The sequence below is a fragment of the Tenacibaculum singaporense genome (assembly GCF_003867015.1).
GTDB lineage: Bacteria > Bacteroidota > Bacteroidia > Flavobacteriales > Flavobacteriaceae > Polaribacter > Polaribacter singaporensis.
On record NZ_CP032548.1, the window covers coordinates 1,096,541 to 1,121,503 of the forward strand.

22 protein-coding genes and 1 tRNA gene are annotated in these 24,963 nt (G+C 31.3%); 6 read left to right on the plus strand and 17 right to left on the minus strand.

What is annotated here, in order from left to right; translation table 11 throughout:
- Positions 1-13 precede the first annotated feature (13 nt).
- From ftsZ to D6T69_RS04990, 4 genes are all read left to right on the plus strand, one after another.
- On the plus strand, positions 14-1,879 hold the full coding sequence (gene ftsZ, locus D6T69_RS04975; RefSeq protein WP_125066725.1) for a cell division protein FtsZ: 1,866 nt from the start codon (positions 14-16) through the stop codon (positions 1,877-1,879).
- Between the two features lie 70 nt (positions 1,880-1,949).
- Positions 1,950-2,396, plus strand: coding sequence for a GatB/YqeY domain-containing protein (locus D6T69_RS04980; RefSeq protein ID WP_125066726.1), 447 nt, complete (start codon positions 1,950-1,952; stop codon positions 2,394-2,396).
- 13 nt (positions 2,397-2,409) lie between these two features.
- A tRNA-Arg gene (locus tag D6T69_RS04985) sits at positions 2,410-2,483 on the plus strand.
- 154 nt (positions 2,484-2,637) lie between these two features.
- Positions 2,638-3,435, plus strand: coding sequence for a zinc-dependent peptidase (locus tag D6T69_RS04990; protein ID WP_125066727.1), 798 nt, complete (start codon positions 2,638-2,640; stop codon positions 3,433-3,435).
- A 4-nt stretch (positions 3,436-3,439) separates the two neighbouring features.
- Here D6T69_RS04990 and D6T69_RS04995 read toward each other — a convergent pair whose 3' ends face one another.
- The 9 genes from D6T69_RS04995 to D6T69_RS05035 all read right to left on the minus strand — a co-directional run bounded on the left by D6T69_RS04995 (position 3,440) and on the right by D6T69_RS05035 (position 14,686).
- Complete coding sequence (locus tag D6T69_RS04995) at positions 3,440-4,522, minus strand: beta-propeller fold lactonase family protein (RefSeq protein ID WP_125066728.1); 1,083 nt, start codon at positions 4,520-4,522, stop codon at positions 3,440-3,442.
- Positions 4,523-4,580: 58 nt separating this feature from the next.
- Entirely contained in the window at positions 4,581-5,708 is a 1,128-nt protein-coding gene (locus tag D6T69_RS05000) for a DUF4932 domain-containing protein (RefSeq protein ID WP_125066729.1), read from the minus strand.
- Between the two features lie 161 nt (positions 5,709-5,869).
- Positions 5,870-7,663, minus strand: a complete 1,794-nt coding sequence (locus D6T69_RS05005) for a cadherin domain-containing protein (RefSeq protein ID WP_125066730.1) — start codon at positions 7,661-7,663, stop codon at positions 5,870-5,872.
- Positions 7,664-7,836: 173 nt separating this feature from the next.
- Complete coding sequence (locus D6T69_RS05010; RefSeq protein ID WP_125066731.1) at positions 7,837-8,292, minus strand: hypothetical protein; 456 nt, start codon at positions 8,290-8,292, stop codon at positions 7,837-7,839.
- A 166-nt stretch (positions 8,293-8,458) separates the two neighbouring features.
- Entirely contained in the window at positions 8,459-9,007 is a 549-nt protein-coding gene (locus D6T69_RS05015) for a hypothetical protein (RefSeq protein ID WP_125066732.1), read from the minus strand.
- Between the two features lie 25 nt (positions 9,008-9,032).
- On the minus strand, positions 9,033-10,037 hold the full coding sequence (locus D6T69_RS05020; protein WP_125066733.1) for a hypothetical protein: 1,005 nt from the start codon (positions 10,035-10,037) through the stop codon (positions 9,033-9,035).
- A gap of 3 nt (positions 10,038-10,040) precedes the next feature.
- On the minus strand, positions 10,041-10,874 hold the full coding sequence (locus D6T69_RS05025) for a hypothetical protein (protein ID WP_125066734.1): 834 nt from the start codon (positions 10,872-10,874) through the stop codon (positions 10,041-10,043).
- A 127-nt stretch (positions 10,875-11,001) separates the two neighbouring features.
- A complete protein-coding gene (locus D6T69_RS05030) occupies positions 11,002-13,959 on the minus strand; it encodes a sensor histidine kinase (RefSeq protein ID WP_125066735.1) in 2,958 nt (985 codons plus the stop codon).
- Entirely contained in the window at positions 13,943-14,686 is a 744-nt protein-coding gene (locus D6T69_RS05035) for a LytR/AlgR family response regulator transcription factor (protein WP_125066736.1), read from the minus strand. The genes D6T69_RS05030 and D6T69_RS05035 overlap by 17 nt, the downstream gene beginning before the upstream one ends.
- A 115-nt stretch (positions 14,687-14,801) precedes the next feature.
- Between D6T69_RS05035 and D6T69_RS16220 the strand changes: the two genes are divergently transcribed.
- Positions 14,802-14,918 carry a zinc-dependent peptidase gene (locus D6T69_RS16220; protein WP_164506688.1) on the plus strand — a complete coding sequence of 39 codons (117 nt, stop codon included), beginning with the start codon at positions 14,802-14,804 and terminating at the stop codon, positions 14,916-14,918.
- A 4-nt stretch (positions 14,919-14,922) separates the two neighbouring features.
- Here D6T69_RS16220 and D6T69_RS05045 read toward each other — a convergent pair whose 3' ends face one another.
- From D6T69_RS05045 to D6T69_RS05080, 8 genes are all read right to left on the minus strand, one after another.
- Positions 14,923-15,111 carry a YgaP family membrane protein gene (locus D6T69_RS05045; RefSeq protein WP_125066738.1) on the minus strand — a complete coding sequence of 63 codons (189 nt, stop codon included), beginning with the start codon at positions 15,109-15,111 and terminating at the stop codon, positions 14,923-14,925.
- Position 15,112: 1 nt separating this feature from the next.
- Complete coding sequence (locus D6T69_RS05050) at positions 15,113-18,319, minus strand: efflux RND transporter permease subunit (protein ID WP_125066739.1); 3,207 nt, start codon at positions 18,317-18,319, stop codon at positions 15,113-15,115.
- Between the two features lie 63 nt (positions 18,320-18,382).
- Complete coding sequence (locus D6T69_RS05055; RefSeq protein ID WP_125066740.1) at positions 18,383-19,456, minus strand: efflux RND transporter periplasmic adaptor subunit; 1,074 nt, start codon at positions 19,454-19,456, stop codon at positions 18,383-18,385.
- Between the two features lie 7 nt (positions 19,457-19,463).
- Positions 19,464-20,777: a TolC family protein gene (locus D6T69_RS05060; RefSeq protein ID WP_125066741.1), complete on the minus strand. Its 1,314-nt coding sequence runs from the start codon at positions 20,775-20,777 to the stop codon at positions 19,464-19,466.
- Positions 20,778-20,894: 117 nt separating this feature from the next.
- The gene (cydB, locus tag D6T69_RS05065; protein WP_125066742.1) at positions 20,895-21,971 is read right to left on the minus strand and encodes a cytochrome d ubiquinol oxidase subunit II; all 1,077 of its coding nucleotides are present in this window, start codon (positions 21,969-21,971) and stop codon (positions 20,895-20,897) included.
- 3 nt (positions 21,972-21,974) lie between these two features.
- A complete protein-coding gene (locus D6T69_RS05070; RefSeq protein WP_047790385.1) occupies positions 21,975-23,303 on the minus strand; it encodes a cytochrome ubiquinol oxidase subunit I in 1,329 nt (442 codons plus the stop codon).
- 75 nt (positions 23,304-23,378) lie between these two features.
- Entirely contained in the window at positions 23,379-23,678 is a 300-nt protein-coding gene (gene trxA / locus D6T69_RS05075) for a thioredoxin (RefSeq protein WP_125066743.1), read from the minus strand.
- A 60-nt stretch (positions 23,679-23,738) separates the two neighbouring features.
- Positions 23,739-24,371, minus strand: coding sequence for a Crp/Fnr family transcriptional regulator (locus D6T69_RS05080; RefSeq protein WP_125066744.1), 633 nt, complete (start codon positions 24,369-24,371; stop codon positions 23,739-23,741).
- Between the two features lie 142 nt (positions 24,372-24,513).
- Here D6T69_RS05080 and D6T69_RS05085 point away from each other — a divergent pair, with 142 nt between their 5' ends.
- On the plus strand, positions 24,514-24,933 hold the full coding sequence (locus tag D6T69_RS05085) for a CBS domain-containing protein (RefSeq protein ID WP_125066745.1): 420 nt from the start codon (positions 24,514-24,516) through the stop codon (positions 24,931-24,933).
- Positions 24,934-24,963 lie beyond the last annotated feature (30 nt).

The following is a 24,963-nucleotide window of genomic DNA, read 5'->3' on the forward strand; positions in this document are numbered from 1 at the left end:
AAGAAAAGTTATTATGAGCGCAGAATTTGATAACATTTCATTCGACATGCCAAAAACACAATCGAATGCCATTAAAGTAATTGGTGTTGGTGGGGGAGGAAGCAACGCAGTAAACCACATGTATAGTAAACAAATTCACGGAGTAGATTTCGTAATTTGTAATACAGACGCACAAGCATTAGAAAACAGTCCGATACCTAATAAAGTTCAATTAGGGGCACACTTAACTTCTGGGTTAGGTGCGGGTGCCAATCCAGAAATTGGAGCACAAGCAGCGGCTGAAAGTATGCAGGAAATTCAACAAATGTTGAGTACACATACCAAAATGGTATTTATTACCGCAGGTATGGGAGGAGGAACCGGTACAGGAGCAGCTCCAATCATTGCTAAAATTGCTAAAGATATGGACATTTTAACGGTAGGTATCGTTACTATGCCATTTCAATTTGAAGGAAGAATGCGCTCAAAACAAGCTCAAAAAGGAATTGATGAGCTACGTAATAATGTAGATTCACTAATTGTTATCAATAATAATAAACTGCGCGAAGTTTATGGTAACTTAGGGTTTAAAGCAGGGTTCTCTAAAGCAGATGAAGTATTAGCAACAGCGGCGAAAGGTATAGCAGAGGTAATTACACATCACTACAAACAAAATATCGATTTACATGATGCAAAAACGGTATTATCAAATAGTGGTACAGCAATTATGGGTTCTGCAAAAGAAACAGGAGCCAACAGAGCTAAAAATGCTATTGTAAAAGCATTAGATTCACCATTGTTAAACGATAATAAAATTACAGGAGCTAAAAACGTGTTATTATTAATCGTTTCTGGTGGTAATGAAGTTACCCTAGATGAAATAGGTGAAATTAATGACTACATCCAAGATGAAGCAGGTTATGATGCCAACATTATTATGGGTATTGGAGAAGATGAGTCGTTAGAAGATGGCATAGCTGTAACGGTTGTAGCTACGGGTTTCGCTGCTGATCAGCAAGGAAATATTACCAATACAGAGGTGAAAAAAATAGTTCATACTTTAGAAGATGAGCAAAAGGCAACTTATAACTTTGGAGATCAACAAGTACAAACATCTCCAGTAATTGATGAGCCTATAAGAAATACACCATCAAATAAAGTTGTTCATGTTTTAGAGGAAGAAAAGCCTGAACCAAAGTCAGACATAATTCCTACAACAGAAGCAATAAAAAATATTGATGTAGTATATGATGAGATTGAAATAGAAACCGTTTCTGAAGACGATTTTATCATCACAAATATAGCTGAACCTAAAGTAGAAGAAAGAGAAGAAGTAAAAGAACAACCAACTCAGCAAGACTTATTGTTTGACTTACCATTAAATTCTTACGAAGAAATAAAACCAGCTTCTCATTTAGTTGAAACAACTAACGAGATAAAAAATATTGAAGTAAAAGCAGAAGAAGTAAAGTATCATAAAGTTGAAAAGCGTTATGTACTAGATGATTTTAGTGCACAACCAACCATTGGTAAAAGCTCTACCCCAACAATTAAAGAAGAGGTAGAAGAGGAATTACAATTTGAGGTAAAATCTAAAACGCAACAAGAAATTAATAACATAGATATTTCCAGTGAGGAAGTTTCTCCTTTAGACTTAACAATTTCTGAGTTACAAAAAAGAGCACAAGAGAGACGTGAAAAGATGAAAGGTTTTAACTACAAGTTTAATGATCAAGTTAGTAAAAACATAGACGAAATTGAGCGTCAACCAGCTTATAAAAGATTAGGGGTTGATATTGAAGCAGGATCAGACATTAGTAAGTCAGATACAGCATTAAATACAGATAACAACGATTTATTGCGTTCAAATAACTCGTTTTTACACGATAATGTAGATTAATAAAAGAATAACACTTATTTTTAAAATCCCGATTTATCGGGATTTTTTAATACTTTAAAAATATAAAATTATGAGTTTGCAAAAACAGGTAATGGATAAAATGAAAGAAGCTATGAAGTCTAAAGATACAGTAGCTTTAACCGCATTAAGAGCATTAAAGTCAGCTTTTATGCTAGCAAATACCGAAGCGGGAGCAGGAGAGCTTACAGAAGCAGAAGAATTAAAAATTATTCAAAAGCAGGTAAAACAACGTAAAGACAGTGCTACTGTGTTTACAGAACAAGGACGTAACGATTTAGCGGAACCAGAATTAGCTGAAGCAGCTGTTTTAGAGCAATTTTTGCCTGAAGCTTTAAGCGAAGAGGAAATTGGAAATATTGTAGAGAAAACTATTGCAGATGTTGGAGCTGAAGGAATGAAAGACATGGGGAAAGTAATGGGAATTGTATCGAAGCAATTAGCAGGACAAGCAGACGGAAAAACAATTTCAGCAATTGTAAAAGCTAAATTAGCATAATAATTATTTTAAAGACTCAGTAGTTCAACTGGATAGAACATCAGATTTCGGCTCTGAGGGTTGGGGGTTCGAGTCCTCTCTGGGTCGCAAAAAGAAAACAGCAGAAAATATATTTTCTGCTGTTTTTATTTAAGGAAATATTGGGGGAATTAGTTGTTTAACTGAGAGCAATATTACAAAACATAAATATGAGCTTGTGTAACTTAAGTTACATAAACTATATTTGATTTTTTAAATTGATATGAAACCTGTTTTTCTTATAAAATATACCGCTTTCCTTCTAGGCTTTATAGGAGTCGGAGTTAATGTTGTAGAGTCTATTTATGTGTACATATTTAACAGACCTATTTTTGTGCATTTTTATCTTGTAAAGAAGAAGTTACCAAAGAAGAAAAAAGAGTTTTTAGTTGAAAATGTAAAATTCTATAAAAGACTAGATAAAAAACAACAAGCATATTTTGAGCATCGATTAACCAAGTTTATCAGAACCTATGACTTTGTTGAAAGAGATAATTTTGAGTTAACTCCAGAAGTAAAAGTTTTAATAGCTTCATCATATATAAAGCTTACTTTTGGTATGCGAAAGTACTTAACTACTACGTTTGATAAAATTATAATATATCCTACCAGTTTTTATTCAACTATAACCAAACAATATCATAAAGGAGAGTTTAACCCAGGGTTAAAATCTATTGTGTTTTCTTGGGAAGATTTTTTACTGGGAGATATTGTTTTAAACGATAATTTAAACTTAGGTATTCATGAGTTTTCGCATGCCTTAACCTTTCACGGAAGAAAATCAAAAGACGTAAGTGCACGCATTTATTACAGATTGTTTGAAGAAATAACAAGTTTCATGAAAGATGAAGCGAATGTAGAAAGAATTAAATCATCAGGTTATTTTAGAGCATATGCATTAACAAATAAATTGGAATTTGTTGCTGTAATTATGGAGCACTTTTTTGAAACTCCAGAAGATTTACAGCAACAATTTCCACAATTGTATAAAAAGATTCAACTCATGTTAAATTTTAAATAACAGTTTACTCTACAACTCTAACAGCATTGTTGCTTGGATCAGCAACGTATAGTTTATTAGAAACATTGTTATAATTCAATTTATAAGGACCTTTAAATTGTGCTGTAGAAGCACCTCCATTTACAAAACCATAGCCGTTACCGATTACAGTTGTTACTTCTAGAGTACGCATATTAATAGCCCTAATTCCATAATTACCACCAAGAGAGCCTATATATAAAAAGGTTTCATGAGGGCTAAAAGTTAAGCTTTTTGCCGATGTAAAACGTGCAGCCTCACCAACACCATTGGTTGTACCACTTTCGGTGTCAGAACCTGCTATAATAGTAGCATTGTTTGTTTGTAAGTTTATTTTTAATATGGTTCGCCAATTTGCAACATATAGATGTTCATCTTTACTATCTATCACAATTCCTTGAGGGTAAAAAGTTGTTGGTAAATTCGTTAAGTTTAAAGTAGATACTTGTTTGTTTGCTATATTAATTTTTCTAATTCTTCCTGTACTAACAATTCCATTTTCACTTTCCAGAACATATAAAACAGTTCCATTGGTGTTTGTTATAATATGAGAAGGATGCTTAAATTGAGCATTTTCACCTATCCCATCTGTACTTCCATAACTACCGTTACCAGCAATAGTACTTACTTCTTTGGTATTTATATTTATAGCTCTAATTTTAATTTGAGTAGCTACATATAATGTTTTGTAGTCTTTGCTAAAGGTTAAAGTTAGCGGACTTTGAAAAGAAGCGGTTGTACCCACACCGTCATTACTATTTGATGAACCATCTCCTGCAATTGTTGTTATATGGTAGTTTCCACTAGTATTGATAGTGATTTTTTTGATGCTGTTATCACCAGTATCAGCTACATAAATGTCACCATTTTGATCTACTACAACATCTGAAGGGAATGAGAATGCAGATAAGGCCACCAAATCGGGTTGTGAGCCAATACTAGTTACATTTCCTTTTAAAATATCATCTATAATTTCTGCTGGACTTTTAATTATAGAAGAATCATCACTACAAGAAATTAGTTGTAGCGCTATGTACATTAATAATATTCCTTTTTTTAATAATTTCATTTGCTCTTTTGTTTAAATGTTGTTGTACGTTCGTTATTTTTTATTCTAAAACTGTTCTCTATTTTTTAGTACCTATGTTTTTTCGTTTGTCTATCTCAGAAGCCGTTTTATTGAAAAAAATTACTAACTCTTTCATAAAACTCTCTAATGTTGGATACCTGTCTCTATTGTTATCATATCTTTCTAGTTCTTTGACTAACTCATGAGTCCATAAAAAACCGTTATTTAACTGTTCATTCAATTCCTTTTTGATTGTTTTTTTATCAAAGTTATGGTCCTTCATATATTTAATAACAGTCGCTCTAACCAAAGCTTCATCATACATAGTTTTCCAATTACTATATGCTTGTTTATTCATTTCATCTTTAACATTATCAAAGATGATTGTTCCACTTTCTTGTAGTTCAGAGTGGTGTTTTTCTATAACATGATTTACAAAGGAATGATTGAATTCATGTAAAATAGTTGGGAAATAATCTTTCATTTCATATTTGGGTATACCTAAGTTATCAACACTCCACGTTCCCATTATGGCATAGACCACTTCATTTCCATTCGGATAAATTATTTTTGGACCATAGCTTGCTCCTCCATTTCCCAAGGCATTTATAATTTTAAATTCTCCTTTTGGGTCTTCTCCATAAAATTTTTGATACCATTCTAGGTCTAAATTTTGATAAACTTTTTTAAATCTATTTGATGCAGCTTTGTAGAGTTCTTTATTGTTATTAAAAAAAGTTTCACAGTCGGCATCAGTATAAAATTCATTTAACAGTTTTAAAAACTGTGTAGAGTTTTTTTTAGTCCACGATTTCTCAAGTGATTTATTTGAAAAAGGCACTATCAAAGCTTTTATATTTGGAGGTTCAGTTATATGTATAGCCATACTCATAACTGAACTAAAACCAATTCCTTTTTCATGTAATTCACTTTTTACATACTTAATTAAATCGTGATTTTTAAATTTCTCAAAATGATTTTGAATGTTTTCAACATACTTAGGAAAAAGATTTTGACTGTATTCATGGTTATCTGCAAGCCTAAAAACAATGCTTAATAACTCTATGCGTTTATCTACTTTTGGTTCTTTTAGTATTGTTTCTTTTTGTTCGCTTACTTTTTTTCTATCTTGAGAACAAGCGCTTAAAGTGATTAAAATCAGGAATATTCCTATTATTTGTTTCATTTAATAGATCTTTTTGGACTATTTCTAATGGCACACAATTTCTTATGAAGGCCATTAAAAGTTATTTGATAAACAGCAGGTAGAAATTATAAAGAAGCTTAGGTGCTGTAAAAAAGGTCAAAACAAGTGTATGTTTTGACCTTCTTCTAATAGCATGATTTTTAAGGGCAAGAAGTATTATAGCTAGCAGTACTATCTTTTGTCCAAGTGCTTGGTGGGGTAAAACCAGTATCTATTTTTATACAAGTTAAATCTGGATTAGATGATGCATCCATATAAGTCATATTAGTATTGTTGCCATTAGCTACATTTAAACTTGTTAAGTTATTATTAAAAGCTATAAAACTCTCTAAATTTATATTGTTACTTAAATCAATGCTAGATAAGTTATTAATATGGACTTGTAATTGTCTTAATTTTACAAGTTTACTCACATCTAAACTTGAGAGTTTGTTTCTATTAATGTTGAAGTCTTTAATTTCAGTTAAACTACCCAAATTTATTGAAGTAATTTGATTTTCACTACAGAATAAATTAATTAAAGAAGAATTATTTTGTAGGTTTAAACTACTTAATTTGTTATTTGTAATATATAATCCTTCCAGTAAAATATTTTGAGTAAGATCTATATTTGAGAGATTGTTGTAAGAACATCTTAGGGTTTCTAGTTTTATATTTTTAGAAACGTCAAGAGAGGTTAATTGATTATTATAAATATTTATGATTTTTAGTTTAGTATTATTACTTAAATTTATATTAGAAATTTGATTTGAAGCTAGTAATAATGCATTTAAATTAATAAATTCCTCAATACCCGTTACATCAGAAATATTTTTATTATTTGCCTTAAGAGTTCCTGTAAAGTTATTAGCTTCAGTTACTTGTATTTCGTTATCTCCATTCGTATTTATAGCAGTATTTGCTACTAAAACTGCTTTAAAGTTAGCGTCTGGTATGTTTACAACGTTGCCTCCGGTTTCAACTACATCAGAAACATTAATTCGTATTTGTTTATCTACATTGTGTACACCATCAGAAATTCTTATTGTTAAAATGTGATACGTAGAGGTTTCGTAATCTAAACTTTTACCTGTAATTAATGATATTTTACCATTATTGGCATCAATTTCAAATAAGTTTCCTGTTGTGCTCAACCCTGGCAAACTATAACTAATGTTGTCGCCTTCTGCATCAGTAGCTTGTATTTGCCCAATAATTAAGGTATCATTAATATCTTCAGGAACGCCAAAGGGACCAAATGCAGTAAAAGTAGGTGCAACATCGTTTATATTCGTTACATTTATAGTAACAGTAGCGTTGTCTGAACTACCATTACTGTCACTTACTTTTATATTTAATGTATGCGTAGTATTATTTTCATAATCTAATGTTTTACCAGATGCAAGTCGTAATTCTCCTGTATTGCTAAGAACAAATAAATTAGTAGCATCTCCACTTTCTATTGAAAAACTTGATAGATCACCATCAGTATCGTTAATCGCCAACGTTCCTATCAAATCTGCATCTGTAATATCTTCAGAAACAGTAAAACTTTGATCGTTAATGGTAATAGGACTATTTTCGTTTACATCGGTAACGTTAATGGTTATTACTGCTGAGGTTTTGTCTTTACCATCACTTACTTCAACCGTAATTTCGTGTTTGGTCTGGGTTTCATAGTCTAAACTTTTGTTAGCAGCAATGCTTAATTCTCCAGCAACATTAACAGCAAACAGATTGTTGTCGTTTTTTGTGACTTTAAAAGTTAGGTCGTCTTTATTAACATCGGTAGCAGTAATAACTCCTATTTTGGTGTTGGCAGCTTTGTCTTCTGCTACCGTAAAACTTTGTGCTTTAATAACAGGAGGTGTGTTTTGTGGTTCGTCGTCTTTACTACAAGAAATTAGTTGTAGTGCAATAAAGCCTAGTAATATTCCTTTTTTAAATAATTTCATTTTGATCTTTTTTTAATTAATAGTACAAGAGTACTTTTATATGTAGATATTTTAAAAAACAGTTTACGAAGAGTAAATTGAGTTTGTAAATTGAAAATGTAAATTCAAGATAAACCATGAACCCCCTAAAAATCAATTAAATTTTAGGGGGCATGTTTTATGAAAGACGATTACTAATTTGCTATTTCTACAATAAACTCTTTAATTTTTTTCTGAGACATTGCCTTTACCTTTGTGCTATTTTTACTGTAAAAATTACTGTATGCAAAGTTAGTCCAATCTGCATCTTGCTTATTGGCTGCCATTACCATAACAAAACTTTCTTTATCATATGAAATTAAAAAAAGACCAATATTATTATAAAAAACTGGCCTGTTCAGCTCTTTACTTTCTGCTTCTTGATATTTGTAAATTGCAGGGATACATTTTTTACAAGCAGCTACGGCTACTGTTTTTGTAGTACCTAATAAGCTATATTGAAAAAACTTAGTTTTGGTTTGCTTATTTCCAACAGTTCTTTCTCCTTCAAGTAAATGATAAAGACCATTAATATTTTTAGTAGGTACTTCATTTTGAGCATAGACTGTAAAAGGTAATATAAATACGAAAATATATTTAAAAATTTTCATTTGTCTTTTTTTATAATCAATAATATAAGAGTACTTTTAATATATAGTTTTATAAAAAACGTTTTTACGAAGAGTAAATTGAAATAGTTTGTTATGACGCTATATTTGTTGTATAAAATACCTCAATATTAATTTATAACGTTGAGGTATTTTGCAGTTGGTTTTATTAAGGGGCGTCGTAATTTAGAATTGGTATACTTCCTTTGTAGTACCCTATAACATTGGTTCCGTTTTTATCTACTAAGGTAATTGTAATGGTGTATTCGTTGGTATTAGAAGTAACAGTAATACTTCCTGATTTTATATCAATATTACCTGTTTGATTATCTCCTAAAGAAGCATCAAAGCCTATAAAGTGAAATCCTTTTTCAATAATAAAACTACTATTGCTTTGGTTGTTAACAGTATAGGTCCCTTCGGTTAACTTTGTTTGTTCATCAGCATTAATTTGAAAGGCTAAAATATCCCCACTGCCTTGTGGATCTTCACTAGCATCAATAGTAAGTCCTGAGCTAGAGAGATATAGTGTAAAATAGGTAATATCATTATGTGTTCCTTTTTTAATAAGTACTGAGTTTTTAATTTCAAAACTTTTTGCTCCTATTTTAATTTCATTTAATTTTTTAGGAATAGTATCATCGTCACTATTACAAGCGGTAAAAAAGAATGTACTTAGTGTAAGTAAGATTACACTGAAAATTTTGAATAGTTTCATAAAAAATATTTGTTGTTAATTGTTTTTATTTAATTGTTACACTAGCATTGCATCCGCTATTGGCACTGTAGCAATGAGATTTGTTAGAAGAGTTAGGATTGAAATTGTAGTAATAATTTTTAGTACATGGTACTTTTATTGAATTAGCATGACCAACTCTACTACCATTTCTTGAACCTTCTTCAAAAACATAAATATCTTTACCTGTTCGGTTTATAATAGTAACAATAGTTGACGCTTTTTCTTCATCTATAGAGGCTACAAATGCTTGGTATTCTTTAAGTCTTTTATATTCTGGAGTAGCTTTAACTGAATCGTTGTAACGTTTTATTTCATCAGCATCCATTTTTTTTGCTTTTTTAATAGCTTCTATTTTAGCATTGTCTTTTGCTGTTAAAGGAATTGCTTGTTTTAGCTTCATAGCAGCGATATAATCATTAAACTTTTTATCAAGGTTTAAAGAAGTAAGGTATTTGTAAGTAGGTGAAGAAGGTACTGATGAGTTTCTGGCTGATTTAATTTTAGCTTTCATTCGAGATAGAAAACCTCCTTTTTTCTTTTTTGGGGCTTTAGTTGTAGCTTTTCTGTCTTTTTCAAGCACATAAACCGAAGCTACATTTTCCATACTAGGAAAACTTCCGTCGTATATTTTATCTAACCGGAATAGTAAATCATCAATTACCACATAGCCTTCTTTTGTGTACCTATGTTTTATACTAATAGGATGGATGTAGTTATCTATTGTGCCATAATCGCTTAATTCAGTTTCACGAAAAGCACGCTTATCTTCACTGATAAATCTAGCTTCAAAACCAACAGGAATACCCGATGGGGTGCGCTCTAATTCAATTTTAACAGGGAGATAATCTGTTTTAAAATTATAAGTTCCATCGCCTTTAGCTACCAAAGCACCAAAACCATGATAGGTAGCTCCATCACCATTATTTTCTAAGGCTTCAAAAAGATTTTGTTGTGCTTGTATTGTTATTGCTAACAAAGTTAATACACTTAGTAAGAATATTTTTTTCATCTATTATTTTATTATATTGATTTTCTGATAAGGACTGTATCTTAATTCACCTGTTGTAAAACCTTTTAATCTTAAAAAGTAATTCCCTGTACTTGGAATATAGGTTGAAAAATTTGAAGTAATAAAAGAGTATGCCCAAGTGTTTCCTGATAAGAAACGAGTAGTAGAAACTTCTCCTAATTTATTTAAACTTAAATCATATATTTCCATACTTATAGTCAAGTTGTTGGCAATAGCAGAAGCTGCGGATGATCCAAAGTGAAAATCGAATCTTTGACGAGTAGGTAAGTCTAATTCAGTTAAAATTGTAGCACTTGAAATTCTATCATTTAGGAAAAAGAAGTGATATAAAAAATCATCTTCATCTCCATCAACCATAATATAAGGTCTGTTAGGTGAAGTAGGAGGTATGCTTATTTCTAATTCTGTGTTACTTTCTTTTTCTACAATAAAAGCTTTGTAAATGTCTGTTTTAGCTTTAAAATGTTCTTTTATAAAATTTAAGACATTGATATTTGCATTAGTGTCATCAACTTTTGAAAATTCTAGAGGTAATGTATATTCTTGTTTTAATACATCTCCTTTAATTTTTATTTCATAATTGTAATCACTATTATATCCCTCAACCGAAACTTCTGGAACCCAAAAATTATTAATTACATCTCCTAAATCATAAATGAAATAGGTGTCTTTGAAGTTAGCAAACGTTTTTGTGAAATAGGCTTTTGTGATACTTTTGTTTTTAGGAGTATCAACTACATTGTCATCATTATTTCCACATGATATTAATTGTAGTCCAATCATTAAAATAAATAATCTTTCTTTTAAACTTTTCATTTTTACTATTTTTAGTATTTGATATGCAATAGTAGTTGTAAAGGGTTATTTTGTAAGAAAATGTTTTGTGAACAGTAAAAAGAGTTTATGAATAGTTTTTTGCAAGCAAATAAAAAGCGATGTTAATTTAGAATAAATACTTAAAAGGCATGGTTACAATTACTCTTGTGCCATTAGGATTGTTGTTTTTATAAATATCTTCAATAACAAAACCTATTTTAGTAACATATTGTTTTTGAAAAATTTCTAAACGTTTTTTTATGGAGTTTAAAGCAAAAGATTCATGACGGTTTCCTTGGCGGAGATTAATTTCTTTACTTTTCTTTCTTCCAATACCGTTATCAGTAATAATACATTGTAAGGTGTTTTCTGATAGATTGAAGGTGATGTCTAGTTTTTTTTCTCCTTCTTTATGTAGTAAACCATGTACTAAAGCATTTTCAATAAAAGGTTGAATTAGTAAAGAAGGAACCTCCAATTCTTCATGAGCATCGTAGGTAATTGTATAGGTGAAATCATCACCAAAACGAAGTTTTTCTAGTTGTAGATATACATTTAAAAACTCTAACTCTTTTTCTATAGGAATAAAATCTTGATTTGTATAGCTTAAGGTGCTTCGTATAAGTTTAGCAAATAATACAATATAGTCGTAGGAAGCATCAGTATCTTGTTGTAATACCAAATCTTGAATAGAATTTAACGCATTAAAAATAAAATGCGGATTCATTTGTGAACGCAAAGCAGTTAAATTAATAGCGATCAGTTCTTTTTCTAAAGATATCTTTTCAAGTTGGGCAATGCGCTCTTTTTCCTTTTTTAGCATTGCTTGTTTAAAGTATAAAATAGTAGCTCCTAAAATAAGAGAAACAATTAATAAGATAAACCATAACGTTTTCCAAAATGGTTTTTTAATAAAAAAGTGTAGCTCTTTTATTTCATAGTTAGTACTTGTACTATTTAAAAATGGGTGTACTTGAAAGGTGTATTCACCCGCGGGTAAACTATTGTATTTTATTGAGTTTTCACCAATAGCTGTAGTTAACCAAGCATCGTTATATCCTTTTAAACGATATTTATACGTTCCTTTTTGGTTAAACAAAAAACCATTAACATTAAAATTTATTCTTATTGCGTTTTGATTATACCTTAAGGTATAATTTGAAGTAATTAGGGTGTCTTTTTCATTAATTTCTACAGCACTAAAATATACTTTAGGATGTAATGTTTTAAAAGCATTGTTTTTATCAATGGAAAATAACCCTTTGTCAGATGAGAAATAGATTTTGTTACCAATTATTTCAATACCAGAAATATTGTATGATTTAATACCATCTCGTTTGGTGAGTGTTTTAAATTTATGAGTGAGAATATCGAGCTTTTGAATACTGTTTACACCTACAATCCATAGCTTATTTTGGTCGGCTTTAATTTTTTCAATAATATTTGAGGTCAAGCCATTTTGTGTGGTATAATGTCTAATTACCTTGCCATTTTTAATTCCTAAAAGGCCATTTTTAAATGTGGCAACCCAAACAATACCATTAGCGGTTTGAGTTATAGATTTACTATAGATGGGTTTTTTATTGTTTACAATTATCTGTTTGTTCCAAAGGCTGTCATATACAGCTAATTCGTCGACAAATGAAACATAAACTTGATGTTTTATTTTGTCATAAAAAGAATCGTAAGTTCTTTTATTTGTTGAAATAAATTTTTCTTTACCGTGGTAATTAGCGTTTTTTAATAAAACAACTTTGTTATGGTTGGTGTAAAGTAAATCGTTGTGAGCTAAGAATGAAAAACTTTTTGCAGCATCAAAAAATCTAGTTTTTTCAAGGGTTAAATTTCTATAATCTAAAATATAATTTCTAAATCCTTTACTAAGGTAAATTTTTTGCTGATTAGGATTATACTTTAGTTTAGATAATTTTCCTTCGTTAACAGGTAAATTAATAGTTTTAGAAGTATGAGAATTGATGTTATAAAAAATAACATTTCCACGGTTGCTTCCCATAACTAAGGTACTATCGTTTATTTTGTCTAATGTTTTTATATTTTCCTCTTTTAGAGGAATATTACAGGTTTCTATATGAATATTTGGAATAATATAAACACCATTATTTAAACTAGTAAGCCAATAATTATTGTCTTTATCTCTAATGATTTTGGTAATGTGTTTGTCTGTTAAAAATCTTTTTTTTAGTTGAAAAGCAGCGTTTTTGAAAGTAAAAACCCATACTCCTTGATTTGTTGCTATCCAAGTTTCATCGTTATGCTCAAAAATAGTATAGAGCTTTATTTTTTCAAGAGGCTCTAGCCCTTTTACAAGTTCTAACTTTTTTTGTGGGAAGTTTAATTTATAAAAGCTGTTTTTTTTGTTTCTTATTTGAGAGTATATATAAATTGAATCCGTTTTAAAGATAATAGACTTTCCCAAACTTATAGCGTTACCTTTTTTTCCTATATGAGGAAGTTTAGTTTCTATTATAGAAGTTATCCTGTTGTCTTTGTTTATTGAAATAATAGAATCGATGGCTCCTGAATAAATAGTATTGTTAAAAGAAAACGGAGTTCCAAAACTTTTTGTAGTAGTATGTTGTTGTATTATTTGTTTGGTTTTTAAATCTATTTTGTAGATCGTTTTTACAGTAAAAACCCATAAAAAATCATTTCGTATTACAAAATCACCCAGTTCACCATTTAAATAATCACTTAAGTCTTTAAATAAATGTAGCTTATCGTTTTGGATATAGAAAAACTGACCAGAAATATTATTGCACCAAATCCGTCCTAAGTTATCTTCTTGAGTATTAAATACAGAAGCTCCGCGTTGTAAAGGATTACTATAGTTTTTAAAGGTTTTACCATCATATCTATACAGTCCTTTGTTTGCACATAGCCATATAAAACCTTTACGATCTTCATGAATGTTATAGAATTCATTATCGGGAAGTTTATTTTTTTCAGATAATTGTATAAATACAGGGTCTTGTGCTTTTGTTGCTATTGAAGCACAAAGAATAAGTAATAAAAGAGAATACTTTATTAAAAGAAACGATGGTTTATGACTAGATACTATTTTCAAAGCTACTTATTCTTGATCTAGAAATTTTTGCTGTAATAGTTCCATTATCTAGAGTGAGGTTTAAAGTTGTTTTGTTTAAAAACTCAATATAAGTTAAATTAACAATCCACGCTCTATGAGAACGGAAGAAAGAAGGCTCCTCAGACAGTGTGTTTTCGAAAAATTTTAAATTTTTACTAGCGATAATAGTTGCTTTATTCACAACGTGTATTTTACTATAAGCTCCGTCAGCTTCAATAGCAACAATGTCTGTTAAATTGAGAATGTGCCTATTCCCTAATTCAGGAATAACAATTTTTTTGTAGTTTTTATCTTTTATGGTTTTAAGTAGGGAGTGATAATCAACTAATGAAGCTTGTTGGTGTAGCTTATGCTCTAGTTTTTTAAGAGCTATATCTAGTTTATTTCTGTCAATAGGTTTTACTAAATAATCAATAGCATTTAACTCAAAAGCTTTAATGGCATAGTGATCATATGCAGTAACAAAGATAATTTCAAATGATATAACATCAAAAAACCTTGCGATTTCATAGCCTGCATAATTAGGCATCTGTACATCTAAAAACACCACATCGGGCTGTTGTTCTTTTATTTTTTGAACACCAGACTCTAAGTTATTACAAGAATCAAGAACATTAATATTGGTAGATGCTCTTTCTAGTAAATTAGATAAAACATTTCTCGCACTTTGTTCATCATCAATAAGGATTGCTTTGATTTCATCCATAAAAACAAATATAGGGATAGTGTTTTATAAAGTTATTAAGATTTTACGAAAGGAAAATTGCGTTTATGAGAAAGAATTAAACAAGAAAGAAGAGGGTTGGTAACTAAATTATAAATTGGAATTTGTTGCTGTAATTATGGAGCACTTTTTTGAAACTCCTGAAGATTTACAGCAACAATTTCCACAATTATATAAAAAGATTCAACTCATGTTGAATTTTTCCGCAGCATAAATCGCTACTCTTTTACTTTAAAAACCTTGGTTAAAATATCATCCATCAAACACCATTTGGTTAAAGATGATTGTAATAAGTTGGCTCCTACAAAGGCAGTAAACCATAACCAATTGTTATTTACTTTGGTTGCTAGGATTAAACTGATAAGTATAAAAGTTCCAGCAATACCACGTACAATTCTATTTTTCATGTTACTTATAATTTTTACGTTCAATTAAATAATATATCAAAGGAACTACTAATAAGGTAAGTACTGTAGCCGTAATAGTTCCTCCCATTAAAGAGATGGCCAACCCTTGAAAAATAGGGTCAAATAAAATTACAAATGCACCAATAACTACTGTACCTGCGGTTAATAGGATAGGAGTGGTACGTACAGCACCAGCTTCAATCACGGCTTGTTTTAATGGAATTCCTTCTGCTAAACGTAAATTAACGAAGTCAATCAATAAGACAGAATTTCTAACCATAATTCCTGCGAGGGCAATCATTCCAATAAATGAAGTTGCAGTAAAGTAAGCACCCATCATCCAGTGTCCTAAAATAATTCCTACCATTGATAATGGAATTGCAACCATCATTACAATTGGAGCTTTAAAGTTTTGGAACCATCCTACAATTAACATGTAAATGATGATGATGACTCCTAAAAAGGCAATTCCTAAGTCTCTAAAAACTTCTAACGTAATTTGCCATTCACCATCCCATTTTACGGTGTAATCATCTTCAAAATCGGGTTGTTTAATGTATAATTCATTTAACTCATACCCTTGCGGAAGTGGAATTTCTTTTAATTTCTCTTCCATTCCTAAAATAGCATAAGCAGGACTTTCCAATTCGCCAGCCATATCAGCCATCACATAAACTACACGCTTTTGATTTTTTCGATAAATACTTTTCGCGCTGTTCTTTTCTTCAACAGAAATTAAATCACTTATAGAAACTAGGTTCCCGTGTTGCGATTTTATTTGTAACTGAGCAATATCTTGAACAGAAGATTTCTCTTTTTCATCTAAGGCAAACACAATTCCTACTTGATTAGAGGCATCTTCATCATATAAGGTTGAAACCGCTCTGTTAGATAGTGCCATATTTAATGTGTAAGCAATTTGTTGAGGTGCCACACCATAAAGCATTGCTTTTTCCTTATCGATTACAAACTCATATTCAGTTTGATTGTCTTCAACCATCCAATCAATATCTACTACATCGCTAGTATTATGTAAGATGTTTTGAACTTCATTGGCAATTTCAATTTGTTTGTCGTAATCTGGTCCGTATACTTCTGCAACAATAGTAGATAATACAGGAGGTCCTGGTGGAACTTCTACTAATTTTACATTGGCTTTGAACTTTTTAGCAATATTTTGAATATCTGCTCGCATCAATTTAGCTATATCGTGACTCTGTATGCTTCGGTCGTGTTTGTCAACCAAGTTTACCTGAATATCCGCCATGTTACTACCACCACGTAAATCGTAGTGACGTACCAATCCGTTAAAGGTAATTGGGGCAGAAGTACCTACATAACTTTGGTAGTTTACTACTTCTGGTCGTGTAGCTAAATACTGTGCAATTTCTTTGGTTACTGCATCGGTACGCTCCAATGTGGTACCTTCAGGCATATCAATTACTATCTGGAATTCGTTTTTATTATCAAAAGGCAACATCTTTACAGCGACCGATTTGGTAAAAAACAACGACATAGAACCTAGTAATAAAACAATAGTGATTCCTAAGAATGTCCAACGCTTGGTTTTATTTTCAATCAACGGACGCTCGAATCGTTCATACAATTTATAGATTAGCGTACTTTGCATTGCTTTGGTTTCGTCTGCTTCAAAGGTTTCTTCAGTACCGTGCTTGTCTTTTTCACGTAAGAAGATGTATCCTAAATACGGAGTAATCGTTAATGCAACAAATAATGATAAAATCATAGCGATAGAAGCTCCAATAGGCATCGGACTCATATAAGGCCCCATTAATCCAGATACGAATGCCATTGGTAATACCGAAGCAATTACGGTAAAGGTGGCTAATATAGTTGGGTTTCCTACTTCGTTAATAGCGTACAAGGCAGCTTGTTTAAATGGCAGTCGTTTCATTTTAAAATGCCTGTGCATATTTTCGGCAATAATAATGGAATCATCTACCACAATACCTGTTACAAATACTAAAGCAAATAAGGTAATTCGGTTTAAGGTATAATCTAACATATAGTAACTTAACAAGGTAAGCGCAAAAGTGATTGGAACTGATAAAAATACCACTAATCCACCGCGCCAACCCATGGCTAACATTACGACTAAAGTTACGGCGATAATTGCACCGATTAAGTGTAATAATAATTCCGATACTTTTTGTGAGGCTGTTTCACCGTAGTTACGAGTAACTTCAACATGCACATCATCGGGAATTAAGTTGGTACGTAAATGATCAACCTTAGCTAAAATTACATCGGCAATTTGCATGGCATCTGCACCTTTTCGTTTAGCTACCGAAATGGTTACTGCTGGGTATTCTGATTGATACGTTGAAGCATTACTACTTGCTTGTCCATAACCAAAACTTACATAGTTTTTAGGAATTTCTGGTCCGTCTATTACGTTCGCGATTTGTTTTAAATAAATCGGTTGATTTTGTTGTACTCCAACCACTAAGTTTTTAACATCTTCAGCAGATTGTAAAAACTTTCCTGTAGTTACTAAAAACTCGGTATCGTTTTTATCATAACTCCCCGCACTTAGTTGCTGATTGCTGGATTTTAACATTTCAGTAACCGATAGAAAGTCTAATCCACTTGCAGCTAATTTATCTTTGTCTACTACCACACGAACCTCACGATTTCTACCTCCAATTTTTTGAGTGATCGCAACGTCATTTACTTTTTCAATTTCATTGGTAAGCTCTTGTGCTATTTGTTTCAATTGATAATCGTCGTAGTTTTCACTCCATAATGTCAACCCTAACATAGGTACATCGTCAATCGCGCGTGTTTTTACCAAAGGCATCGTAACACCTTTCGGCATTTGATCCATATGTTTGTTAATCTCATTGTATAGTTTTACGAACGAACGCTCGATGTCTTCTCCAACATAAAACTGAACAATCACCATTCCTTGTTCTTTCATTGAAGTAGAGTATACGTACTCTATTCCTTTGATGTTCGAAAGTATTTTTTCTAAGGGTTTGATAACTCTCGATTCTACTTCTGTAGGGCTCGCACCTGGATATCCTACAAAGATGTCAGCCATAGGCACATCAATCTGTGGTTCTTCTTCTCTCGGAATTAAAAAAGAGCTGTACACACCAATTACCATAAACATTACCATTAATAATATGGTAAGTTTAGAGCCTATAAACCCTTTGGCTATTTTTCCTGCTAAACCTTCTTTCATTTTATATAATTTGAAAATTTGTTGATTTGAAAATGGGGTGATTGGTTCATTTTCAAATTGATTTTATTGAATTGTAATGTTTGCTCCGTTGTAAAGTTTACCTTCAGAAGAAACGATATAGCTTTCATCGGCTGATAAACCTGATAATACTTCTACTTGATTTCCAAAAGATCTTCCTAAGAGTAACCAACGTAACACAGCAGTATTACTTTGACTTACCGTATAAATTCCTGATAGTTGTCCTTTGTGTACCAAAGCTTCTGACGGAATTAAAACCATGTCAGTACTTTTTTGTGTTCTTTCAACAGGAAACTGAACTGTTGCAAACATTCCTGATAACAAGTTGAAACCCGTTTTATCTAAGTTGATTTTAACTAAGTATTGTCCACCCGTATTTTTTGCTGAGGTACTTACTTCTGATACGTTACCTGTAACTGTTTTGTTGATTGATTTAACAGTAACATTGACCTTTGCATCTTTTTTAATTTGAGAAATTTCACTTTCAGGTACTAATGCAGTTACTTCAAATCCGCCTTTACCTTCTACAGAAATTAAAGGCATTCCAGGATTCGCCATTGCACCTTTATCGATAAATTTATTAGTTACTACTCCTGAAAAAGGAGCTCTGATATTCGTATAGGCAAACTGAGAATTGATTTCGTTTCTCATTTGTTTTGCTGCTTCTAAATTCGCTTTGGCAACATTGTAATGAACAATGATATCATCAAACTCTTTTTGAGAAGCGCTATTTTGTTCAAATAAGTTTTTAAAGCGATTGTAATCTTTTTCAGCGCTTGAAAATCCTGCTTGTGCTTTAATTACATTAGCTTCTACTTGTGCTTTTTTAGCTTGTAAATCGCTGTTATTGATTGATACTAATAATTGACCTTTATTTACCTTATCACCAACTTTTACATGTATGTTGGTTACATAACCCATCATACGAGTACTTAATTCAGCACTGTTGGTAGCTGCTACTTTTCCGCTTGCTGTTATAAACGGATTGTTATCATTAGCCGTTACTTTAGCAACTTTTACAGCTACTGTTGGTTTGTTGTTATTGTTTGTTGTTTCTTTTTTACCACAGCTTAATGCTAAAAGTGATGCGGCAAGAGCGATTGTATATATAGTTTTCATTTGTTGATTATTCTTTAGTTAAAAAATCTAAATAAGCTTTGGTATAGTTATATTGATATACGGTTTGGTAATATTCTAATTGTTTTTGAGCGTATTGAGTTTCTGCCATTAATAAATCGGATGTTTTTTCTAGTCCTTCTTTAAATCTGTTTTTTCTGATTCGTAAGGCTTCTTCCGATTGCTGTAAGGCTAATTCGGTTAGTTTTAATTGTTCCTCAGCATCAGTTAACAATCGTTTAGTCTTATTTAACTCTAATTGACTTTTAGACTTATACTGCTCGTATTCTAATCTTGATTTTTCATACTGAGCTTTGCTTTTTTGTGCTTTTCCGTAGCGTTTAGAACCTTTGAAAATATCCCAAGTTAATTGTGCTCCTACTACGTAACCACTTGCATCAACATTGAAAATTTTATCATCGTACAATTCGTAACTACCAAAAGCATTTAAGCGTGGAAGAAAATCCATTTTATCCGCTTTGTGCATTTTTTGATAAGCCTCAGAAGCTAATTCCATTGCTTTAATATCTGAACGATTTTCAGAAATAGTAATGTCAGCAACTTGATTCGTTAAGTGTACTTGTAAACTATCTGAGGGTTCATAAATGTTGTTTTGTTTTTCATTCATTAAAAAAGACAAGTAGTTAGAAACATTTAGTACATTGCTTTTTGCTGTTTGTAATTGATTTTTTACTTCGGTAACTCGAACTTCAACGGCTAATACATCAGCACGTTGTAAATAACCTTGCTTAAAGCTATTTTCTGCCATTTGTTGATTAGCTTCCGTAGCTTTTAAGGCTTTTTCTAATACCGAAACTCCCTTGTGAGCTAATTGCAATTGCATATAGGCTTTTTCAACTTCTAACAATAAATATTCTTGAGTACGTTGCGTCTGCAAGTTGGTTGCTTCCATTTTAGTTTTAGCGGCTTTACGTTGGTAAATACCGTCTAAATTCACCAAAGGTTGCTGAACTTCGATTTTAGTAGCAAAGTTTTGTGTTCGTTTCGGATTGTTTAATAATTCAGGATTGAAATCTGCCTGTGTTAAAATTTCTTGATTCAATTTACTGCCAAATGCCATTAGTGGATTCGTAGTTACAATTCCTGTATGAGAAGCAGTAATATTTGGCAAGAACATAGCGTTGGTTTGCTTGTAATCGGCACGTGCTTGCTGATAGTTTTGTTCAGCTATTTTTAAAGAGGTATTATTTTCCTGAACTCTTTTCAAAACCTCACTTTTGGAAATTGAAATTTTAGTTTGAGCTAGGGTAGTAGCAGTTATAAAAAGTGCTAGCGTAAATAAACGAATATATGATGTTTTCATTTTTACTGTTTTATAACAGCAAATTTAGTGGCAACATATACGGTAGTCAGTAACTTTAGTTACACAGGGTATGTTTTTTAGTAAAGAGGATATGTAGAATATACAAAAGAGAATATGCTAATGTTCACCATAGTCTACATCATCCATTTTTCCTTTAAAAACTTTATACTGAATAACAAAATAAACAACTACTAGGATTGCAGCTATAAAAAACCAATTTAAACCTACGGACAAACCATACTCGTTAGCAGCTACATTATAAATTGTTAAATCGGGATTTATGTTATTGGTAGAGGGCAAAACTTTAGGGAAAATTGAAGCGACTGTAGTTGCCAAACCTCCTAATAAAAACAAAGAAGAATATAAAAACCCAGTGATGTGTTTTTTGTGTTGTTTTACGTTGAATAAACCAAACAAGCCTACAAACGTTAGTAAAGGAAATATCCAAAGGAAAGGATGTTCTATAAAATTATGAAATGGTTTAGGTTCTATAATATGCCAAGCGAATAATGAAATAATTACTAAGCCTAATAAAACAAAAGAAAGAGTAAAAACAACCTTTTTTAGTTGGTTGTTAATACTAGCATTAGTTTTGAAAATAACCCAATTGGCACCATGGATAGTTAGTGATACCACTGTAATAATTCCCAGAAGTAAAGTAAACCAGTCAATAACACCAAGTGTTTCAGAATGAGGAGAGAATTCCGAATTCCATAAAGGGAGGAAAAAGTAATGTGCTTCATGAGTAGAAACACCATCTACTACATTTCCTAGATTAACACCACGTACCACATTTCCTAGTGCCACCCCAAAAAATAATGCAAGAAGTAAGCTGGCAACTCCAAAAGCTTTATCCCAAATACTTTCCCATATTCTATTGTGTATTTGTCCGCGAAGCTCTAAACCAATAGCTCTAAAAATTAGTAACCATAAAACCATCATTAAAGGAAGATAAAAACCACTAAATGAAGAAGCATATAAAGTAGGGAAAGCAAAAAATAAGACACCGCCCGCAGCGATTAACCATACTTCGTTCGCATCCCAAAAAGGACCTATTGCTTTTACGACTTTCTTTTTATCTTCTTCTTTTTTAGCAAAGAATAAGTGAATAATTCCTGCTCCAAAATCATAACCATCTAAAATAACATAAATGGCTAACATCGTAACTAATACTATATACCAAAAAAGTTCCATAATTTAATGTGTTGTTTGAGGTCCTTTGTTAATGATTTTTCCTACTAAAATCAGAAATAACATTCCTAATAATAAGTATAAACCTATAAACCCTAAAAGAGTAAATAAAGTGTTTCCTGAGGATACTGTAGGAGATGCTCCAGCAGATGTTCGTAATAAGTTATAAACTAACCAAGGTTGACGTCCTAATTCAGCGGTATACCAGCCGGTAGTGTTGGCAATATATGGAAATGGAATCATGAAGAGTAAAGACCATAAAATCCATTTTGTTTGATATAATTTTTTTCTGAATAATTGTACAATGCTAGCTAACATTAATGCAATAAAAATAGTTCCTAAACCAACCATTATATGATATGCATAATACAAACCCGGTATGTTTGTTGGGTAGTTTTTTTCATCAAATTCATTGAGTCCTTTAATCTCAGCATTCCATTCTTGATAAGTTAAAAAGCTTAAGATGTTAGGGACGGCTATTTTATTGTCTAATTTTTTCTCCAGCATATTTGGTTGTCCAATTAGCACTATTTCAGAGCCTCCTTTTTCTGTTTCAAATATACCCTCCATAGCAGCAAAGGTTATAGGTTGATATTTGACAACATTTTTAGCAGCTAAATCGCCAGTAGGGAAAGCAACCAAAATAGATGCTATAACTCCAAAAACAACTCCCGTTTTTAAAAATAATTTTCCAAATTCTACGTGTTTTTTATTTAAAAGATAAAGAGCTCCAATACCAGCGACTACGAAAGAACTCGTTACCAAGGAAGCAGCCTGATTGTGTAAATATGAAGGCCATAACCAAGGATTAGAGAAAAGAGCAGAAAAATTATTTAAAACAAACTTACCATTGGCTAGTATTTCATATCCTACAGGATTTTGCATCCAAGAATGTGTAGCTATAATTAGAAAACCACTTGCCCAAGAGCCTAAAAAGACAAGGAATCCAGTTAAAAAGTGAAGTTTGTGTCCTAGTTTTTTCTCTCCAAATAAAAACAGCCCTAAAAAGGAAGATTCTAAAAAGAAAGAAAACATTCCTTCCATAGCTAATGTTTGACCTATAATACCACCAGTAAGCTCGGAGAATTTTGCCCAGTTAGTTCCAAATTGAAATTCCATAGGGATTCCAGTGACAACTCCCATAGCAAAGTTTAAAGCAAAGATTTTCATCCAAAACTTTGCTGCATCATTGTATTTTTCAATTTTAGTCCTTAAAAACTTCCATTTGAAGAAAACTATCATCAACGATAGTCCCATGGTTAATTGTGGAAATAAGTAGTGAAAAGTTATTGTGAAAGCAAACTGCATTCTATCATAAAAGAGCATGTCTTCCATACTAAAGATAGTTTAGGAGGTTATTAAATAAGAACGTTTTTTTAGTAGCAATAAGGTGGAATAAAAATAATGATATTATTTCACATGACTATTAATAATTTGAATCAAATCATCCTTATGTAACATTCCAGATTGTCGCCATAATAATTTGCCTTCTTTGAAGAGTATAAATGTAGGAACTCCCTTAATTTGGTAGGTGTTTGCTATTTTGGGGTTTTTATCAATGTTTATTTTTAAGATAACAGCCTTATCTCCTAAATCTTCTTTCACTTCTTTTAAAATAGGAGTCATCATTTTACATGGACCGCACCATTCGGCAAAGAAATCAATCAAAACAGGTTTGTTGCCTTTAATTATTTCAGAAAATTTACCCATCGTTTTTTACTATAAAGGTAAAATGATTCTCTTGTAGTAAATGTAACTTAAGTTACAGGGTTAAAGTTCTAGCACTTTAACTTGATTTCTATTTAGTTCTATTTTATCTTGTTTTTCTAGGGCTTTTAAAAGTCTTGAAATAACCACTCTTGAAGTGTGTAAATCGTTAGCTATTTGTTGATGTGTTACGCTAATTGTTTCATTTTGATTTACTAAGGCTTTGTCTTTTAGGTATTTTAATAAACGTTCATCCATGTTTAGAAAAGCAATAGTATCAATAGCATCAATAAACTCTTGTAATCTGCTGTGATAACTATGTAAGATGAATTCTTGCCAGCTTTTATATTTACTAAGCCATTCACTCATTTTTTGTTTAGGGATCATTAATAGCTTTACATCAGTTTCAGCCACAGCTTTAATTTTACTTTTAGTCTGTCCCATACAACATGAAAGTGTCATAGCACAAGTATCACCTTTTTCAATATAATATAAGACTAAGTCGTCTCCCTCTTTATCTTCACGCAAAATTTTTATTGCACCACTTAATAACAAAGGAATAGAAGTAATGTAGCTTCCAATATCAATAATAACTTCATTGGATTTAAATTCTTTAGCTATTGCAACATCAGTTATTTCTTTTAATAATGCTTCCTCAAATAAATAACCGTAGTATTTCTGTAAATCTTCTATCAAGATAAAATGTTTTTGTAAAAATAGTTAAATAATTACATTTTAGATAGAAATAAAATAGATGATAATCTATGATTTTAATCAGGTTTATACTTGTTTTTATTACTGAAATTTGAAATAGATAATAACACAAAATCTTACAAAAATGAAAAAAAGAACACCAGTTTCAGTTATAATGACTAAAGATGTAATTACATTAAGTAGTACTGATGATTTAATGACAGCAGAAAAAATATTTAAAAAAGAACATATAAGACATATTCCGGTAGTTAGCGGAAATGAAATAAAAGGAATGTTAAGTTATACAGATTTATTAAGAATAAGTTTTGCAGATGCAGTTGATGAAAATGAAACAGACGTTGATACTGTGGTGTATAATATGTTTACAATAGACCAAGTGATGGCAAAAAACTTAGAAACGGTAGATTCTAGTACGACAATTAAGGAGGTTGCAGAAATTCTAGCTAAAAAAGAGTTTCACGCTTTACCAGTTGTTGATGATAATGAATTAGTTGGGATTGTAACTACCACGGACTTAATTTATTACTTATTAGAGCAGTTTTAGTTCTTTCTTTAACATAAGTGGGTATGAAAA

What these genes read in the sequence shown, in the direction of transcription:
- ftsZ (WP_125066725.1), top strand. Translation starts at nt 14, where the DNA reads ATGAGCGCAGAATTTGATAACATTTCATTCGACATGCCAAAAACACAA.
- D6T69_RS05020 (WP_125066733.1), bottom strand. Translation starts at nt 10,037, where the DNA reads ATGAAAAAAATATTCTTACTAAGTGTATTAACTTTGTTAGCAATAACA.
- D6T69_RS05060 (WP_125066741.1), bottom strand. Translation starts at nt 20,777, where the DNA reads ATGAAAACATCATATATTCGTTTATTTACGCTAGCACTTTTTATAACT.
- D6T69_RS05050 (WP_125066739.1), bottom strand. Translation starts at nt 18,319, where the DNA reads ATGAAAGAAGGTTTAGCAGGAAAAATAGCCAAAGGGTTTATAGGCTCT.
- D6T69_RS05035 (WP_125066736.1), bottom strand. Translation starts at nt 14,686, where the DNA reads ATGGATGAAATCAAAGCAATCCTTATTGATGATGAACAAAGTGCGAGA.
- trxA (WP_125066743.1), bottom strand. Translation starts at nt 23,678, where the DNA reads ATGGGTAAATTTTCTGAAATAATTAAAGGCAACAAACCTGTTTTGATT.
- D6T69_RS05070 (WP_047790385.1), bottom strand. Translation starts at nt 23,303, where the DNA reads ATGGAAGACATGCTCTTTTATGATAGAATGCAGTTTGCTTTCACAATA.
- D6T69_RS05085 (WP_125066745.1), top strand. Translation starts at nt 24,514, where the DNA reads ATGAAAAAAAGAACACCAGTTTCAGTTATAATGACTAAAGATGTAATT.
- D6T69_RS05045 (WP_125066738.1), bottom strand. Translation starts at nt 15,111, where the DNA reads ATGAAAAATAGAATTGTACGTGGTATTGCTGGAACTTTTATACTTATC.
- D6T69_RS05000 (WP_125066729.1), bottom strand. Translation starts at nt 5,708, where the DNA reads ATGAAACAAATAATAGGAATATTCCTGATTTTAATCACTTTAAGCGCT.
- D6T69_RS04995 (WP_125066728.1), bottom strand. Translation starts at nt 4,522, where the DNA reads ATGAAATTATTAAAAAAAGGAATATTATTAATGTACATAGCGCTACAA.
- D6T69_RS05025 (WP_125066734.1), bottom strand. Translation starts at nt 10,874, where the DNA reads ATGAAAAGTTTAAAAGAAAGATTATTTATTTTAATGATTGGACTACAA.
- D6T69_RS05005 (WP_125066730.1), bottom strand. Translation starts at nt 7,663, where the DNA reads ATGAAATTATTTAAAAAAGGAATATTACTAGGCTTTATTGCACTACAA.
- D6T69_RS04990 (WP_125066727.1), top strand. Translation starts at nt 2,638, where the DNA reads ATGAAACCTGTTTTTCTTATAAAATATACCGCTTTCCTTCTAGGCTTT.
- D6T69_RS05055 (WP_125066740.1), bottom strand. Translation starts at nt 19,456, where the DNA reads ATGAAAACTATATATACAATCGCTCTTGCCGCATCACTTTTAGCATTA.
- D6T69_RS05010 (WP_125066731.1), bottom strand. Translation starts at nt 8,292, where the DNA reads ATGAAAATTTTTAAATATATTTTCGTATTTATATTACCTTTTACAGTC.
- cydB (WP_125066742.1), bottom strand. Translation starts at nt 21,971, where the DNA reads ATGGAACTTTTTTGGTATATAGTATTAGTTACGATGTTAGCCATTTAT.
- D6T69_RS05015 (WP_125066732.1), bottom strand. Translation starts at nt 9,007, where the DNA reads ATGAAACTATTCAAAATTTTCAGTGTAATCTTACTTACACTAAGTACA.
- D6T69_RS04980 (WP_125066726.1), top strand. Translation starts at nt 1,950, where the DNA reads ATGAGTTTGCAAAAACAGGTAATGGATAAAATGAAAGAAGCTATGAAG.